This window comes from Psychrobacter piscatorii (assembly GCF_001444505.1).
In the GTDB taxonomy this organism is placed as follows: Bacteria; Pseudomonadota; Gammaproteobacteria; order Pseudomonadales; family Moraxellaceae; genus Psychrobacter; species Psychrobacter piscatorii_B.
This window is the reverse complement of sequence record NZ_LNDJ01000054.1, coordinates 17,721-33,454: the sequence shown is the minus strand read 5'-3', so window position 1 is coordinate 33,454 and position 15,734 is coordinate 17,721. Positions and strand designations below refer to the sequence as shown.

Genomic DNA, 15,734 nt, shown 5'->3' with positions numbered 1-15,734 from the left:
TTATCACCATTTTTAAAATAGGGACATGTCCTCATCACATCCATCGATATGTTTTGATCAAAGGTATTATTTAGTAAGAAGTGATCTTAACTAGCCATTAACTTATATAACGCTGGGATTTACCGAAATTTATCCGAGCGCGTTCAACGAGAAAAGCCGTGAGTCGTCAGAAAAAAAACAATCTTCAGCCCTCTTTAAATATGCATCGACCTATATTCGAACAAGTTTGTGTGATTGGACTTGGGCTCATTGGTGCTAGCTTCGCGCAAGCTATTAAAGATAATGGCTTAAGTGAGCGTCTGGTCGCAGTCGATAGTCATGCACCAAGTATTACAGAAGCTATCGAGCATGGTCTGCTTGATGCTGGTAGTGCAAACCTACAAGACGTCATAAGCGGTAGTGATTTAATCATCATTGCAGTGCCTGTACAGGCAGTACAAGCAGTGTTTGTAGATATCAAACAGGCAATGGATAACGGACAGCTTGCCGCTGACTGTATCTTAACCGATGTCTGTAGTACCAAAGTCAATATCATTGACGCGGCCAAAGCGGTGTTTGGTTCGTTGCCGGTAGGTCTAGTGCCAGCGCATCCAATTGCTGGGGCTGAAAATTCAGGGTATCATGCCCGCCGCGCCAGTTTATTTGTCAATCATAGTGTCATCATCTGTGAGCTAGCTACCACAAGCAATGTCGCGATTACTAAGTTGCGACTATTGTGGGAATCAGTGGGTGCAAATGTCATATCGATGGATGCAGGTCACCATGATCGTATATTGGCGCATACCAGCCATTTGCCGCATCTGCTTGCCTTTAACTTGGTTGAGCAATTGGCAAGCCACGATGATAATTTAGATATTTTTCGTTATGCTGCCGGTGGGTTCCGCGATTTTACGCGTATCGCCGCAAGCGACCCCAAAATGTGGCATGATATATTTTTTGCCAATAAAAGCGCCATTGTGAGCGCCCTTGATGAGTATGGTGTCTATCTGCAAACCATGCGCCAGCTCATCATTGATAAAGATTCAACCGCCCTGATGGGACTTTTGGGCCGCGCGCAAGCCGCACGGCGACATTTTGGCCATATGTTAGCCAGCACCCCTTATACGGATACTTCTGCCATGTCAGCTTCTTATAATATTACCCCTAGCAATACTGTCTCTGGCACCATTGCCATTCCTGGTGACAAATCTATCTCGCATCGCAGCATTATGCTTGGCAGTCTTGCCACAGGCGTAACCCACGTTACTGGATTCTTGGAAGGGGAAGATGCCCTTGCAACGCTGCAAGCATTTCGTGATATGGGTGTCACGATTGAGGGCCCTGATAATGGTAATTTGACCATTCATGGTGTCGGTATGAATGGCCTAAAGCCTAGCAAAACGCCTTTGTATATGGGTAACTCGGGCACGAGCATGCGTCTACTATCTGGTATCTTGGCGGCGCAATCATTTGATAGCGTATTAACGGGTGATACTAGCCTAAACAAACGCCCGATGGAGCGTGTGGCTGCACCGTTACGCACGATGGGTGCCGTCATCCAAAGTACGGGTCATAGTGGTACGGCACCGCTTAGCATTACGGGTCGTGATACCGCTGGTAAGCCATTGCAAGGCACCGAATATAATATGCCAGTGGCATCAGCACAGGTAAAATCTTGTTTGCTGCTAGCAGGTCTATGGGCCGAGGGTACGACAACGGTCACTCAGCCTGAGATCAGCCGTGACCATACCGAGCGTATGCTATCAGCCTTTGGTTATCCAGTAATTGTAGAAGGCAACCGTATCAGTGTCACCGGTGGCGGCACACTAACAGGTGGCGATATTGCGGTTCCTGCTGATATCTCATCTGCGGCGTTTTTTATGGTAGGAGCAGCTATTAGCCAAAACAGCGAGTTGACCTTGACGCAAGTCGGTATCAATCCTACGCGTACTGGCGTTATTGATATTCTAAAATTAATGAATGCAGATATTAGCCTAAGCAATGAGGCCCATGTTGGCGGCGAGCCAGTGGCTGATATTACCATTCGCAGCTCAAACTTGGTCGGTATTGAGATACCAGAGCATCTCGTACCACTAGCGATTGATGAGTTCCCTGTACTGTTTGTCGCGGCTAGCTGTGCCAAAGGGCGTACCGTCTTGACTGGCGCCAAAGAGTTACGCGTCAAAGAGTCGGATCGTATTGCGGTGATGGCTGAAGGTTTACAGACGCTTGGCATCGATTGTACTGTCACTGATGATGGGCTGATTATTGAAGGCAAAGGCACTGCTACTGAGAACGGCGATATAAATAATAGCCAGCCTGTCTTTGGTGGTGGTCACATTGTCTCGCATCATGATCACCGTATTGCGATGAGTTTCTCTGTTGCGAGTCTACGTGCTGCTGAGCAAATTACCATTGAGGGGGTTGAGACGGTCAATACCAGCTTCCCAGGTTTTGCTGAGCTGGCTAACCAAATCGGTATGTCTATTCAAGTGGATACTGATGCTGAATAAATGAGTGAGTGCGGATCAACATTTTCCTATAATCATGCACTGTAAAGCATCCATAAAAAGCTCAATCTAATATTGTTAGCAATGTACTCATGTCACTATTGGCATGAGTATATTGCTTTTTATCTTATAATTTCACTGTAGTGACCCTGCGCTTTCACCACTAAATTGATAATAATAATCAGAATTAGGTGAGGGTGCGCTTTGCTCTAAAAAGTTGTCCTGTACTATGACTACCCAAAATGTCGTCAAAAAACCTGTTGCCCCGATTACCACAACCAGACGCGGTATTATCACTGCCCTTGTTGCCTTTTTTATCTGGGGTGGTTTCCCTTTATACTTTAAGCAATTATCCAATTACGATGCAACAGAGATTATCGGGCACCGTATTGTTTGGACGTTTTTTTGCCTACTCATTGTATTGGTAGCGACCAAGCGTTGGGGATGGATAGAGACGCTCAAACAAAACCCAAGATGGATCGCGTTGTCACTCGTCTCTGGGTTAATTATCGCAACCAACTGGCTGACCTATGTATGGGCGGTCAATCATGATCGTATCCTTGAGGCCAGTTTGGGATACTTTATTGGGCCATTGGTAGGTGTTGGCTTATCGATGATTTTATTCAAAGAGCGCCTGCGCACGCTACAATGGGTAGCCATTGGCTTTGCACTACTGTCTGTGGTCATTCAAGTGGTGATGCTTGGTAGTCTGCCGTGGATATCATTGATTTTAGCATTCAGCTTTAGTACTTATGGCACCATTCAGCGGCAAACCCCATTGACTGCTGTCGATGCTATGTTTGTTGAAACGGCCATGCTAGTACCTTTATGTATTTGGTGGTTTTGGCAGTCAGATGTCGTCAGCCATCAGCTAAGCTTTTGGTTCAGCTCAAACATTTGGCTACTGATGCTCGCAGGTCCGATTACGTTGATACCGCTTTTATTATTTAATAAATCGACCAAGCTTGTGGCATATAGTATCTTAAGCTTTATGAATTATCTGACGCCGACCTTTATTTTCTTCTTAGCGGTATTTTATTACAATGAACCATTTGATCTACATCGTCTGGCAGTATTTGGTTTGATTTGGTTAGGGTTACTCTTATTTAGCATTGATCTGTGGCGACATCGTCCAAGTAAAGTGTTAAAGGCTGAGCGTCTCCGTAAAGAGGCTTTATAATCGGTTAATTAAAAAATCAAAAATACGAACAAAAAATTAGCAAACAAGGATGGAAGCATGTTTCATACCCAGTCTGATGTGGTATTTATAAAAGGTCTAAAAGTTGAAGCGGTCATTGGTGTGTTTGATTGGGAGCGCGCCATTACTCAGCCGTTACTGATCGATATCACGCTTGAGACCGACATTAGCCGTGCCGCTGTGTCCGATGATGTCAGCGATGCGCTAAGCTATAAAGAAGTATGCGATGATGTGAACGAGTGGTGCAAAGAGATTCAGGCAAAGCTGCTTGAGCATTTGGCCGGACAAATATCTGATAAGCTATTTGCAAAATATGACTGCCAAAAAATCACGTTGAGCATTGCCAAGCCGACTGCTATTGCCCAAGCAGATGCGGTAGGGGTACAAATAACACGTTATGCGCCAGCATCAACCAATGAGCCAGCTACTAAAGACGTTACCAAAGAAGTTAATGACAGCCAAGCCGATGATGCATAAAACGTCAATGGATTTGAATATGGCAACGCTAACACAATGCGCACCTGAGATTCTGCAAGCGCAGTCCGTGGTAGAGGCAGTGTTAGCGCTAGGTAGTAACTATCAAGCCGAAAAATATCTACCGATTGCTCGAGAGAGTTTGGCAGCGCTGGGTGAGATACGACTATCTACGGCTTTTCAAAACCCTGATTTTACTGCAACCTTGGAACAGCCAAAGCCTGACTATACCAATCAGTGTGTTCATCTAGTACTGAATACACCGATGAGTCTACAACAACTACAGCAAACCTTTAAAACGCTTGAAGGGAACTGTAATAGACATCGACAGGTTGAGCCAAATCAAGTGCGACGAGTGACAATGGATATTGATATTTTGATGATTAAATTGGCTACTATAGAAAATAGCCTAAGCAAAGGGTTAACATCTAAATCAATATCTGATTGGATTGTAATGGCGAATCGTTATCCCTTTAAAGCGCATGAAATTGTAGGGATTGAAGAGTTAACTACATTTACTGATTAGCTGTTTGAATAGCGTTTTGAGAAAAAATTGATAATAAATAGACAGTTAGTGGGGTGACTTATTTTAACTCACACTGATAACATCTGATATTTTTGCAGTAGATAAGACTAAGGGGCGTAAAATGTATTGTACGCCCCCTAGTTTTATTTGTTTTACTGAAACTCTCGTATTCACTTCTGCTCGTTATCTGCTGCATCGATATCAGCACGACCAATCACATCTAAATCCTCTAGGCACAGCTTATCGTATTTCTTTTTACAAAAATTAGGATCGATATCACACATCGCTGACTGCAACTGATCGAGACGATTCTCTGATTGTTGAATGTGTTCGAGCATTTTAGCAAACGCTTCTGCGACAGGGTCTTGCGAATAAGGGTCGATACCATAGGCGCGAAAGGTATTGGTGCGTTTTGCAGTAGAGGTGGTGTCAGCTGCTTGATCCTTGATGCTCTCGCCAGCTTGCGCGACTTTTTCTTGTTGCTTGGCATCTTGTACTTTTGTCGCGATGGGATTGCCTTTTTCATCGTGATGATCTGAGATCATACGAGCAGCACTGCCAACCATCGTAGCGCCTGCTGGTACTGGTTTGACTACCACTGCATTCGAGCCAATTTTGGCGTTTTTGCCGACTGTAAATGGCCCCAAGACTTTTGCACCAGCACCTACGGTTACACCGTCTTCTAGCGTTGGGTGGCGTTTGCCATTATTCCAAGACACACCGCCTAGAGTAACACCGTGATACAACGTCACGTCGTTGCCAATCTCAGCAGTCTCACCGATGACGACCCCAACACCATGATCGATAAAGAAGCGCTTACCAATCTTGGCAGCAGGGTGAATCTCAATACCTGTAATAATACGCGAGCCATATGAGATGACGCGAGCCGCCAGTTTCTGTTCATGATTCCACAGACAGTGCGCACCGCGATGTAGAATGAGCGCATGGATACCTGGGTAGGTTAGGATGACTTCCAGACTATTGCGCGCTGCAGGATCGCGGTTAAATACCGCATCGATATCTTCTTTCAGATCTTTTTTGATACTGACAAGCGATCTGAACAATTTGGATGGCAATGACATAAAGCGTCCTATCTATTCGTCGGTAAAGTAGCGTTGCTAAAGTAGCAATGTCTTTATTTTATGGTCATGATGGTTAAATAATGATGAGGGTATATTGTTGCTCATTTTTTCTAAGTTATAACAGCTTTGTACCGCAAAATATAGTAAAAAGCTCTCAAATTAAGGCAAGCTGATAAACAATGACTTGTTTTAGTCTTTGGATAATTTTGCAATCAAAGCACTTAATAGTTGATACTCTTTTTGATCAAGCTGTAGGCGTGACCCAAGTCTAGACAAGCGTGATGGCAATGACTTTAGATGTTCGCTATTTGCTAGACCGCGCTGTACCATAAGGTCAGTAGTACGCTGAGTAAGCTGTTGCAGCTGCTGCTGATTGATAGCGGGCTCATCCCATTGTTGACGCAAATTCACTTTAATCGTCGATTGGGAGTCGTTGTTCTCGTCTAAACTGTTCGCTGCATGAGTATGCGTTTGAGCATAAGCAAAGATAAAGCTGGCAATGACCTGCACTGCTGAGGCGACATTTAGTACAGGGTAAGCAGGGTTGGCGTCAATTTGAATATGATAATCAGCATAAGCCAACTCTTCATTGGTCAACCCACGATCTTCACGCCCAAATAATATCGCGATACTTGGTTTGCTAGAAACAGCAGATGATGAGGTGTTAACGTTACTGTCATTTGCACTTAAAATCGACTGTGTATCAATAAAATCAAACATAATCTTAGCGGCTTGCGTGGGTGTCACAACAGGGCGCGGCATATGACGACTGCGACTGCTGGCTGCAAATGCCAGCTGACAGCCGGCAATGGCAGACTCTAAAGTATGTGCGATCACAGCAGATGACAGCAGCTCACTACCACCTGCCGCATGAGAGACACTGGTCTCATCAATTGGCAATTTGGGGTCGACAACGGTCAAACGGGACAAGCCCATTGTATGCATGGCGCGTGCGGCTGAGCCGATATTGGCAGGCAAAGTCGTATTGACCATGATGACTTGTAAGCAGTCGAGGTAGTCATTCACTGTAAGGGCTTGCTCAGTAGATGATAAAGAGTCGTTACTCATTATTGCCCCAATCTTTGATTGATTTCTTGTTCAGCACGTTGTAATGCGTCGGCAATCTCTTCAATAAGATCAGCTTGTTCACTAATGCGGCGCTCACGGCAGCATTCTTGTAGCTGGCTGCTAAGACGAACCAGCTGAGTCGTACCCAAATTGGCACTTGCGCCTTTTAGGGCATGAGCGGTTTCAAAGCCATTGGCGTTATCATCTTCTTGCTGAGCGATTCGCAGAGCTGCAACGCGTTTTTGACTGTCATTGATGTACACTTGTATCAGCTCGACAAAATCTTCTTCTAGCAAGTCACGCATGTCTTCGAACTGTTCGTGATTGATAATCTCTTCATCAGTCTGACCAGTCATATTATTATTCGTCATGTCAGTCATGGCTTTTATCCAATTGTTAAAAGTTAAAGCAGTCAAGTTACTATAGTAGATTTTTGGTGGGATTGTGCATTTTAGCTGTAATGAAAGTGTAAGTTATCTTCACTAACTAACGTCTTCAGTTGTTGCAAGTTATCATCGTTCGGGTAAACCCGCCAATGTTCGGATAGTCCCACATTGGCGATACCATAAACGTCATACACGCTCAAACCAAGTGGCAAGCAGTTATCATTGATAGAAGTATCTGTATTACTGAGCGCATTGTTCGCATAACTTTGTGGCATGCTATTTTGATTAATTGCGTCATGGTTTATATCGTTCTCTAGAGCCAGTAAGTCATTGCCATTTTCATCATACAAACTGCCGCCCATGGCAGGGTCGTAAGTGTTACTACCACTATTGCCTGGCTCATCTTGCTCTTGATTATAAGCCAAGCGTGGCTCAGGTATGATATCAGCCTGTGCAGATTTGAGTAATGGTTGCAAGCGTGTAAGAAGGTCGATATCGCTACCATGGACTTTGATACTGATTTTTTTGAGCCAACGCAGGCGCGCATCGACCATGCTCATGGCACTATCAAGACGCGCAAACAAGCGCCCATCACGCTCACGAATACTGCCTTTGATAATGACGACTTCATCGATTTTCAATTGCTCTTTGACACGGTTGAAACGCTCAGCATAGCAGCTGACTTCCAATCTCGACGTGCCATCATCTAAAGTAATCACATTACGATTACCAAAGTTAGCGATGTCTATAATGAGTCCTGCAAAATAGCAACTACCGTTATAACCAGTATCTGCCAGTTTATTAAGACGAGCGCCTGAGGTATAGCGTTTTAACTCATCTAAGTATTCATTAATTGGATGACCCGTTAGGTACAATCCTAAGGTGTTCTTTTCCGCTTTTAGGCGATGCTTGTCACCCCAAATCAACTCTGGCGTCATCACGAGTGGCGGCGCTGCCACAACACCGTCCATTTCGCCAAACAAATCCATCATGCCAAGCTCGTTGTTCTGCCGATCTTGCTCAGCTGCTTGCACCGCGCTTGGCAATTGGCTCATCAATGCACCGCGAATCTCGTAAGCTTCGTCTGCTGGTAAGTCGGGTCGTAGCGTCGTAGCAAAGTCATCAAAACAGCCTGCGCTAACCAATGCTTCTAGTGTACGCTTATTAACCTTTTTGATGTCCACACGGCGGCAAAAATCATATAAGTCTTTAAAAGGTCCATCCGTTCGACGAGCATTAACGATGGACTCGACAGCCCCTTCACCAACACCTTTGATCGCCCCAAGACCATAAATGATATTGGTCGGGGTGTCTGCGACAAAGTGCCACTCGCTGCGATTGACTGACGGATTGACCACAGTCAAATCAAAGTTTTCGCGGCAATCATTGATAAAGAACACCACATTGTCGGTGTTATTCATATCGGACGTCAATACCGCTGCCATGAATTCGGCAGGGTAGTACTGCTTGAGATAAGCCGTTTGATAGGCAAGTACCCCATAAGCCGCAGAATGCGAGCGGTTAAAGCCATAACCTGCAAACTTTTCCATCAAATCAAACACGCCGCCTGACGTGACCTCATCAATACCTTGTGAGGTTGCACCAGTGACAAAGATATCGCGCTGCTTTGCCATCTCTTCAGGTTTTTTCTTACCCATGGCGCGGCGAAGCATATCAGCACCGCCCAAACTATAACCTGCCATGACCTGCGAGATTTGCATGACCTGTTCTTGATAGACAATAACGCCGTTAGTATTTTCTAAAATCGGTTCGAGATTGGGATGGTCATAAATGACTTCCTCACGGCCGTGCTTACGGTCGATATACATCTCTACCATGCCTGCATCAAGTGGGCCGGGACGATACAGCGCACACATGGCGATCACATCTTCGATATTGGTCGGCTGCAGTTTGGCCAAATACTTTTTCATACCCATACTTTCTAGCTGAAAGACGGCGGTTGTTTTGGCATCTTGCAGCAACTTATAGGCTTTAACATCATCTAACGGCAAATCTTCCAATACCAATGCGGGTACGTTTTCTTTGGCACGGCGCAAGTTGATATTCTCAACCGCTGCGTTGATGACCGTTAAGTTACGTAGACCCAAAAAGTCAAACTTCACCAGTCCTACCGCCTCGACATCGTCTTTATCAAACTGGCTGACACGGTGACCCTCATCATCACAATAAATGGCACTAAAGTCCGTGATTTTATGCGGCGCAATCAATACACCACCAGCATGTTTACCGACGTTTCGGCAGACGCCTTCGAGCTTGACTGCCATCTCCCAGATTTCAATGGCATCTTCATAATCCATGTTGTCAGGGTTAGAGATCAAGTCTTTGAGCTGTGGTTCTTGCTCAAGCGCTTGGCTGAGGGTGATGCCCGGTGTTTTGGGAATGAGCTTGGATATTTTATTGGCCAAGAAGTATGATTTACTTTGGACGCGTGCCACATCGCGCACCACCGCTTTTGCGGCCATCGTACCAAAGGTAATAATCTGTGAAACGGCATCACGACCGTAGGTTTGCGCCACATAGTCAATCACGCGATCGCGCCCTTCGATACAAAAGTCGATATCGAAATCGGGCATCGATACACGCTCAGGGTTCAAGAAGCGCTCGAATAGTAGATCGTAATGAATCGGATCAAGGTCGGTAATATTGAGCGCGTAGGCGACCAATGAACCTGCACCAGAACCACGTCCAGGGCCTACGGGGACACCATTGGCTTTTGCCCAGCGGATAAAGTCCATCACAATTAGGAAGTAACCGGGAAAGCCCATGGATAGAATAATATCCAGCTCGTAGGCGAGGCGCTCGTCATATCTTTGACGGAAGTCGCTCCAATTGTCCGTACGTGCTTCGACAGGGAAAAGCTTGTCTAAGCGCTCTTCCAGACCGCGCTTTGACTCTGCCCGAAAAAACGATTCAATCGTCTCGCCTTCAGGGACAGGGAAGTCGGGTAGTACATTAATGCCCAGTGTCAAAGTGACATTACAGCGGGTTGCCAAGCGCAACGTGTTATCAACTACTTGCGGAATATCAGCAAACAGCTGCGCCATTTGCTCTTGGGTTTTGAGGTATTGCTCATCTGAGTAGGTTTGCGGACGACTGGGATCAGCTAAGACATAAGAGCCTGCGATACACACGCGGGCTTCATGCGCATCAAAATCCTCTTGCTCCAAAAAACGCACATCATTGTGCGCAATGATAGGAATATGGTGCTTGGCACCTGAGTGAATGGCTGCTCTAATAAAAGCGTCCTCGCCTGAGCGATTGGTACGCTTGATGGCAAAGTATAAACGATCGCCAAATTGCGCTTGCCACTCGGTGAGCAGCTCATCGGCTTTTTCTGGCATAGAGCCTACCAGTGCTTGGCCTACGTCTGACTTTTCGGTCAGTAGAACAATCACACCTGCCGCATGTTCTAGAATATGGCTACGCTTGATAACAGGGACGCCATGATTGACAGGGTCAGCGCGACCTTCGGTAAACCCAAGAGACACGATACGGGTAATGTTTTGATAGCCTTCGTTATTCATCGCAAGTAGGGTGAGGCGCGTGTCTTCATTATCCATGATGACTTCGCTGCCGATAATGGGCTTGATACCCGCGCCTAGGCAAGCACGATAAAACTTCACCGTGGCATATAAATTGGACAAATCAGTCAAAGCCAGCGCCCGCTGATTGTCAGCTGCCGCCGCTTTCACGAGCGGCTTGATGCGCACGATAGAATCGGTGATGGAATATTCGCTGTGGATACCAAGGTGTACAAATGCCATAGAAGACTCTTACTAGTACGATCAAAAGAAATAAGCTAGCGATAAAATACAGGATGATTATCAATCATTTGTAGTGTTATCGAGAGGTGGTTAAGACCTCGGTAGCCATGTTGATACGCTTTAAATGGGGTCGTTAATAATAGCATTATTTGTGGCATGCAGCCACCGATTGCAAGGGTTTAATCTGAGGGATGTGAATTATCATGTCAATTTAATTACGTAAGAAATGATATAAAAAAACCCTCAACAAGGTAAAGTGCGGAGGGCTATATAATTGATAAGTAATGACAATTTAACTTAGTATCCAACCACCGCTGCATCCACAATACGGGGATCAGAAGATCCATACAGGCCGTTTGGTGTGAGCATAATCGACTGCGTGGAGCCCATGGCTGATTTTGGACTGACGGTATGACCCATAGATTCTAGTTTTTTGACCGTATCAATATTTAGTGCTTTTTCAACTCGAATCTCATCAGGTAGCCATTGGTCATGAATACGCGGCGCGTGGGTTGCCTCAGCGATGTTCATATCATGGTCGATGACGTTGGAGATGATTTGAGTGACGGTCGTGATAATACGACTACCGCCTGGGCTGCCCGTAACGATATACGGTTTGTTGTCTTTGAATACCAGCGTTGGACTCATCGAGGATAGCGGACGCTTATTGGCTTCAACAGCATTGGCGTCACCACCAATCAGTCCATAGCCATTTGGTACGCCCGGCTTGGCAGAAAAATCATCCATTTCGTTATTTAACAAAATACCTGTGCCGTCAGCCACGAGACCAGTGCCATAAGAGAAGTTCAACGTATAGGTGTTGGCGATGGCATTGCCGTCTTTATCAACGATAGAGAAATGCGTGGTTTGATCGCTCTCATAAGGGAGCGGGTTGTTTGCTTTGATGGTCGCGGCTGGCGTGGCTTTATTTGGATCAATTAACGTACGCAGGTTATCCGCATAGGCTTGTGACGTTAGGCCGCTAGCAGGTACGTCGATAAAGTCAGAATCCCCTAGGTACTCAGCACGATCTGCATAAGCCAGTTGCATTGCTTCCGCCATCAAGTGAATGGTTTGTGCGCTGTTTTGACCATAGTCCCCCAGTGGATAGCCTTCTAAGATATTTAATATTTCAATAATGTGAATACCACCAGAGGAGGGCGGTGGCATAGAGACAATCTCATAACCACGGTAATCACCTTTGACAGGCACGCGGGCGATGGCTTCGTAATCGGCTAAATCCTGCAAGCTCATACTACCGCCTGCTTCATTGACGGTTTTTACGATGTCACGCGCGGTTTTCCCTTTATAAAATCCGTCTGCGCCTTGTACCGCGATTCGCTTTAGCGAGCGGGCAAGCTCAGGCTGCTTTAACCGCTCACCCGGTTGATAAGCGCTGCCATCAGGCTTGAAAAATACCTTTTTGGTGCTTGGCCATTTTTGCAAGCGATCACTCAAAGCAGTAAGCGATTCGGACAAACCTGCAGTAACCTCTATACCGTCTTCTGCCAATGCGATCGCTGGTGCCATGACTTGCTCGCGGCTCATGGTGCCATGCTCTTCTAATGCTTTTAGTAGCCCTGCTACTGTCCCCGGCACCCCAACGGCTAAGCCATGATAACGAGATAAGTCACTGACTGCGTTGCCCTCATCGTCGAGATACATATCGCGAGAGGCGCTACTTGGTGCTTTTTCACGATAATCAAGCGCGACGGTTTTGTCTTGCTTGGCGTCATAAATCATCATAAAGCCGCCACCACCGATATTACCAGCACGTGGCAAGGTCACAGCAAGGGCAAAGCCAACCGCAACCCCAGCATCTACCGCATTACCACCGTCTTTCAAAATCTGTAATCCGATGTCAGAAGCAAGCGCTTCTTGGGTGGCGACCATGCCATTTTTTGCCCATACTGGATGATGAATTGCATCTTCAGAGTAGATAGCTTGGTCGCTATTGGCATTGTTTGAGGTGGTTTTTAGAGTACTGGTTTTTGCCCGTGTGATGCGTTTGGTTTCAGATAGGACAGTTGGATTGTCCGTCATAATGGCTAGATTTAGCGCATTGGTATCAATGGATGTGTTATTGACTGTGGGGCTGTTGGCTGAAACGGTTGGCTCTAGCGCATGGGCTGAGACAGAGAGTAGTAGCGCACTCGTAATCAGTAAAGCACTAGATTTTAACTTGTTATGAGTCTTGGGGGTTTTTTGCTGAGTCATTCGATGCTGGTGAGATAATGATGGTGACATCGCAAAGTCCTTTTTGGGCGAGTAGAAAAAAGAGGGTATCAAATAAATACGCTTAAATAGTAACGAAAATATCAAATAGTAGAAAGTTGTTTATCATCTTTTGTCATTTGAGTTTTTATATGATGTGCAGTACGAGTGATTTTCTATCGATATATACATAATTAGTGTCATATGAATTGTGCAGAGAAGCTCACTAACCAGTGAAGATTTTCTTTAAAAATGGGTCTTAATATTACTAAATTGTAACGTCTTGTGATATAAAGTACAGTACTAATGTACATCCGTTAACGACTGGCTATTTATACAAAGAGATTCTTATGTCATCAAACCATGTTAATAACCGTAATCGACAGTGCTACTCTGAGATGGCGAGTAATTATTTGCCTATCACTGACAATAAAAATAATAATGGTCATGTATTTCAAACAAGCAAATTAACCTCTATCGCTTTGCTAGTTGGTAGTGCGTCGCTTGTGCTTACAGGTTGTCAATCAAATCCGACTGCCTCAGCGGATGTGGCAGCCTCCAGTACCCTTATGGATTTTAGCACTGCAAATCTTGCTCAGAGCCAACGTCAAGGTCGCGCTTTTACGGCTAGTCAAGAGGCCCAAGCTGAGCGTTACGCGCAACTGTTTAATCAAGAAAAATATCCCAACACTGAACACCAAGCCAAGGCGCATTTATTGACAGCGATTCGCCAGCATTTGGCAACAGAGCATGTGGCCGTCGCGCAAGCCAATTACCAAGCAGTACCATTTATCGATGCCGATAGTATCGATGCAGGCTCAAGCAGCTTACTTAGAACGATTATAGAGACCTATGCCTATCAGCCTGAGGGTATGTATGATAGTAGCGATGATGAAGCGCAAGCTGAGGCTAGAGCAGAATTAGCAGCGGTAGGTGTAGAGTCGAATAAATGCAATGAAAACGAAGATGATGACGCTTATGAAGTCTGTGTGGTAGAGGGTATTAACTACGATTATGATGATGCGAAAGATTCGATAGAGTCCGACTATCCTAGTGACTATGATAAGTCTATAGCAGAAGCTGAAGCAGAAAGAAAGGCCATTGCTGCTATATTGGCTGAAGCAGGGGAGAATGAGCCAGCCAGTGCTGATGAAGAGTACGACTACGATGCAGAAGACCGTGATAGCGACGATTATGTCAGTGATGACTATTCTACTGATGAATATGCCACTGACGAATATGATGAGTACGGCGGTGAGACTGGAGGCATGCTCTCCGGCATGTCGAGGTTAAGCCCGAAGACAATGGCTGCAAAATATGAAGCCATGCAAATGGCAAAACAGCGTGCTAAGACAGAGCCGACCAATAGCGAGGAGCTATCAATGTCTTCTACTGGCTTGATTGGTAACATACTGACGATGTTCAGCCGCACTCCTGAGCAAATCGCTGCATCCAACGCCTATCAATATCAGCATTTGACATTCAATAGCGTCAGTCAGTACAACCCAAAACAGCGGCAATTACAAAGCGTCTATAGCTACGACTATGCCACGCCAACCATCAGCTCATCCATACAGATACCAGTGGCATTTGATTTTAACAACAGCAGTGTCACGCTCGACCCATCGGCAATCATGCCAATCGTTGCGCTCGTCAATCCTGAGAACACCCCATTACCCTCGCAGATGGCCTCACATACGGTCAGCTTTGGTTTGCCTGAAAGTATCACGGCGCAGTTGCCGCCCGCGGTACTCTATGATGCAGTGCTAAATGCCATACAGAGCAGCATGGCAGAGTTGGCACCTGAGCACTTTAGCGCCGTAGACATCAGTGGTGATGCGTTTGCCAAAGAAGTTGGCGCGACTCGAGCAGTAAAAGTTTATTTTGGCAGTCAACAAAGTGGTGAAATGATTGGTAAGACTCTGAAATATGTGACCAAGTCGTTGCAAGAGTATGTGGATGCCCATCTAGAAAAATATCCTGATGGCGCTATACTAAAGGCGGCGCTTGCCAAAGCACAGCTATACAACAAAGGCTATCAAAGTGCGGATGTGGGTTCGTTATTGCAGTTTATCGAAGCCATTGGCCCTATCTCTTTTAATCAGATTAATTACTATTATTTAGATAACTCAGATCGCCTGCTTGCCAAGCAGCAGCGCGTCAATATCGGTGGTGATTTACTTGGCTCTACGACGACCATGCTCAATCAAGTCCGCTATGATAAAGCCAGCTTTAAAAGACATGCCCTAACGCCACTATTGGCAGAGTCATTTGGCTCAAATGCGGTAGCGCCTATCGATGGTAATGCATGGATAGCAGCACAGCGCCAGAAAAAAGACAGACTACAAACGGCACGCTATGCGCGTTACGATTATGAGGATGGCAGCTTAGAGACTGATTATAGTAGTGACGAATATGAGAATCGTTATGATGCAGAATCAATTGATGAGAGCTCTACGTATGATGACGACAATACACAATAAAAAATAAGTCGCATCAACTTATCGTATGT

10 protein-coding genes are annotated in these 15,734 nt (G+C 45.6%); 5 read left to right on the top strand and 5 right to left on the bottom strand.

The genetic code is table 11. From position 1 onward, the window contains the following. The first annotated feature begins 200 nt into the window (after nt 1-200). The 4 genes from AS194_RS04515 (at nt 201) to AS194_RS04500 (ending at nt 4,687) form a co-directional block, all read left to right on the top strand. A complete protein-coding gene (locus AS194_RS04515; RefSeq protein ID WP_058024296.1) occupies nt 201-2,492 on the top strand; it encodes a bifunctional prephenate dehydrogenase/3-phosphoshikimate 1-carboxyvinyltransferase in 2,292 nt (763 codons plus the stop codon). A gap of 226 nt (nt 2,493-2,718) precedes the next feature. Next, nucleotides 2,719-3,669, top strand: coding sequence for an EamA family transporter RarD (gene rarD / locus AS194_RS04510; RefSeq protein WP_058024280.1), 951 nt, complete (start codon nt 2,719-2,721; stop codon nt 3,667-3,669). Between the two features lie 57 nt (nt 3,670-3,726). Continuing rightward, nucleotides 3,727-4,164, top strand: coding sequence for a dihydroneopterin aldolase (gene folB, locus AS194_RS04505; protein ID WP_058024279.1), 438 nt, complete (start codon nt 3,727-3,729; stop codon nt 4,162-4,164). Nucleotides 4,165-4,183: 19 nt separating this feature from the next. Continuing rightward, the gene (locus AS194_RS04500) at nt 4,184-4,687 is read left to right on the top strand and encodes a 2-amino-4-hydroxy-6-hydroxymethyldihydropteridine diphosphokinase (RefSeq protein ID WP_227511575.1); all 504 of its coding nucleotides are present in this window, start codon (nt 4,184-4,186) and stop codon (nt 4,685-4,687) included. Nucleotides 4,688-4,857: 170 nt separating this feature from the next. Here AS194_RS04500 and cysE read toward each other — a convergent pair whose 3' ends face one another. The 5 genes from cysE to ggt form a co-directional block, all read right to left on the bottom strand. Further along, nucleotides 4,858-5,769, bottom strand: coding sequence for a serine O-acetyltransferase (gene cysE / locus AS194_RS04495; RefSeq protein WP_058024278.1), 912 nt, complete (start codon nt 5,767-5,769; stop codon nt 4,858-4,860). A 189-nt stretch (nt 5,770-5,958) separates the two neighbouring features. After that, nucleotides 5,959-6,837: an RNA methyltransferase gene (locus AS194_RS04490; protein ID WP_058024277.1), complete on the bottom strand. Its 879-nt coding sequence runs from the start codon at nt 6,835-6,837 to the stop codon at nt 5,959-5,961. Next, nucleotides 6,837-7,217, bottom strand: a complete 381-nt coding sequence (locus AS194_RS04485) for an Hpt domain-containing protein (RefSeq protein WP_058024276.1) — start codon at nt 7,215-7,217, stop codon at nt 6,837-6,839. Before AS194_RS04485 ends, AS194_RS04490 begins: the two co-directional genes overlap by 1 nt. 71 nt (nt 7,218-7,288) lie before the next feature. Beyond that, on the bottom strand, nt 7,289-11,008 hold the full coding sequence (gene dnaE, locus AS194_RS04480; protein ID WP_058024275.1) for a DNA polymerase III subunit alpha: 3,720 nt from the start codon (nt 11,006-11,008) through the stop codon (nt 7,289-7,291). Nucleotides 11,009-11,305: 297 nt separating this feature from the next. Further along, nucleotides 11,306-13,255 (bottom strand): gamma-glutamyltransferase, encoded by a 1,950-nt coding sequence (gene ggt, locus AS194_RS04475; protein WP_058024274.1) that lies wholly within the window; start codon nt 13,253-13,255, stop codon nt 11,306-11,308. Between the two features lie 317 nt (nt 13,256-13,572). Between ggt and AS194_RS04470 the strand changes: the two genes are divergently transcribed. Then, the gene (locus tag AS194_RS04470; protein ID WP_058024273.1) at nt 13,573-15,705 is read left to right on the top strand and encodes a hypothetical protein; all 2,133 of its coding nucleotides are present in this window, start codon (nt 13,573-13,575) and stop codon (nt 15,703-15,705) included. Nucleotides 15,706-15,734: the final 29 nt, after the last annotated feature.

Bases quoted from the DNA above. Each gene is read 5' to 3' on its own strand.
- folB (WP_058024279.1), top strand. From the start codon at position 3,727: ATGTTTCATACCCAGTCTGATGTGGTATTTATAAAAGGTCTAAAAGTT.
- AS194_RS04500 (WP_227511575.1), top strand. From the start codon at position 4,184: ATGGCAACGCTAACACAATGCGCACCTGAGATTCTGCAAGCGCAGTCC.
- AS194_RS04470 (WP_058024273.1), top strand. From the start codon at position 13,573: ATGTCATCAAACCATGTTAATAACCGTAATCGACAGTGCTACTCTGAG.
- AS194_RS04490 (WP_058024277.1), bottom strand. From the start codon at position 6,837: ATGAGTAACGACTCTTTATCATCTACTGAGCAAGCCCTTACAGTGAAT.
- ggt (WP_058024274.1), bottom strand. From the start codon at position 13,255: ATGTCACCATCATTATCTCACCAGCATCGAATGACTCAGCAAAAAACC.
- rarD (WP_058024280.1), top strand. From the start codon at position 2,719: ATGACTACCCAAAATGTCGTCAAAAAACCTGTTGCCCCGATTACCACA.
- AS194_RS04485 (WP_058024276.1), bottom strand. From the start codon at position 7,217: ATGACTGACATGACGAATAATAATATGACTGGTCAGACTGATGAAGAG.
- dnaE (WP_058024275.1), bottom strand. From the start codon at position 11,008: ATGGCATTTGTACACCTTGGTATCCACAGCGAATATTCCATCACCGAT.
- AS194_RS04515 (WP_058024296.1), top strand. From the start codon at position 201: ATGCATCGACCTATATTCGAACAAGTTTGTGTGATTGGACTTGGGCTC.
- cysE (WP_058024278.1), bottom strand. From the start codon at position 5,769: ATGTCATTGCCATCCAAATTGTTCAGATCGCTTGTCAGTATCAAAAAA.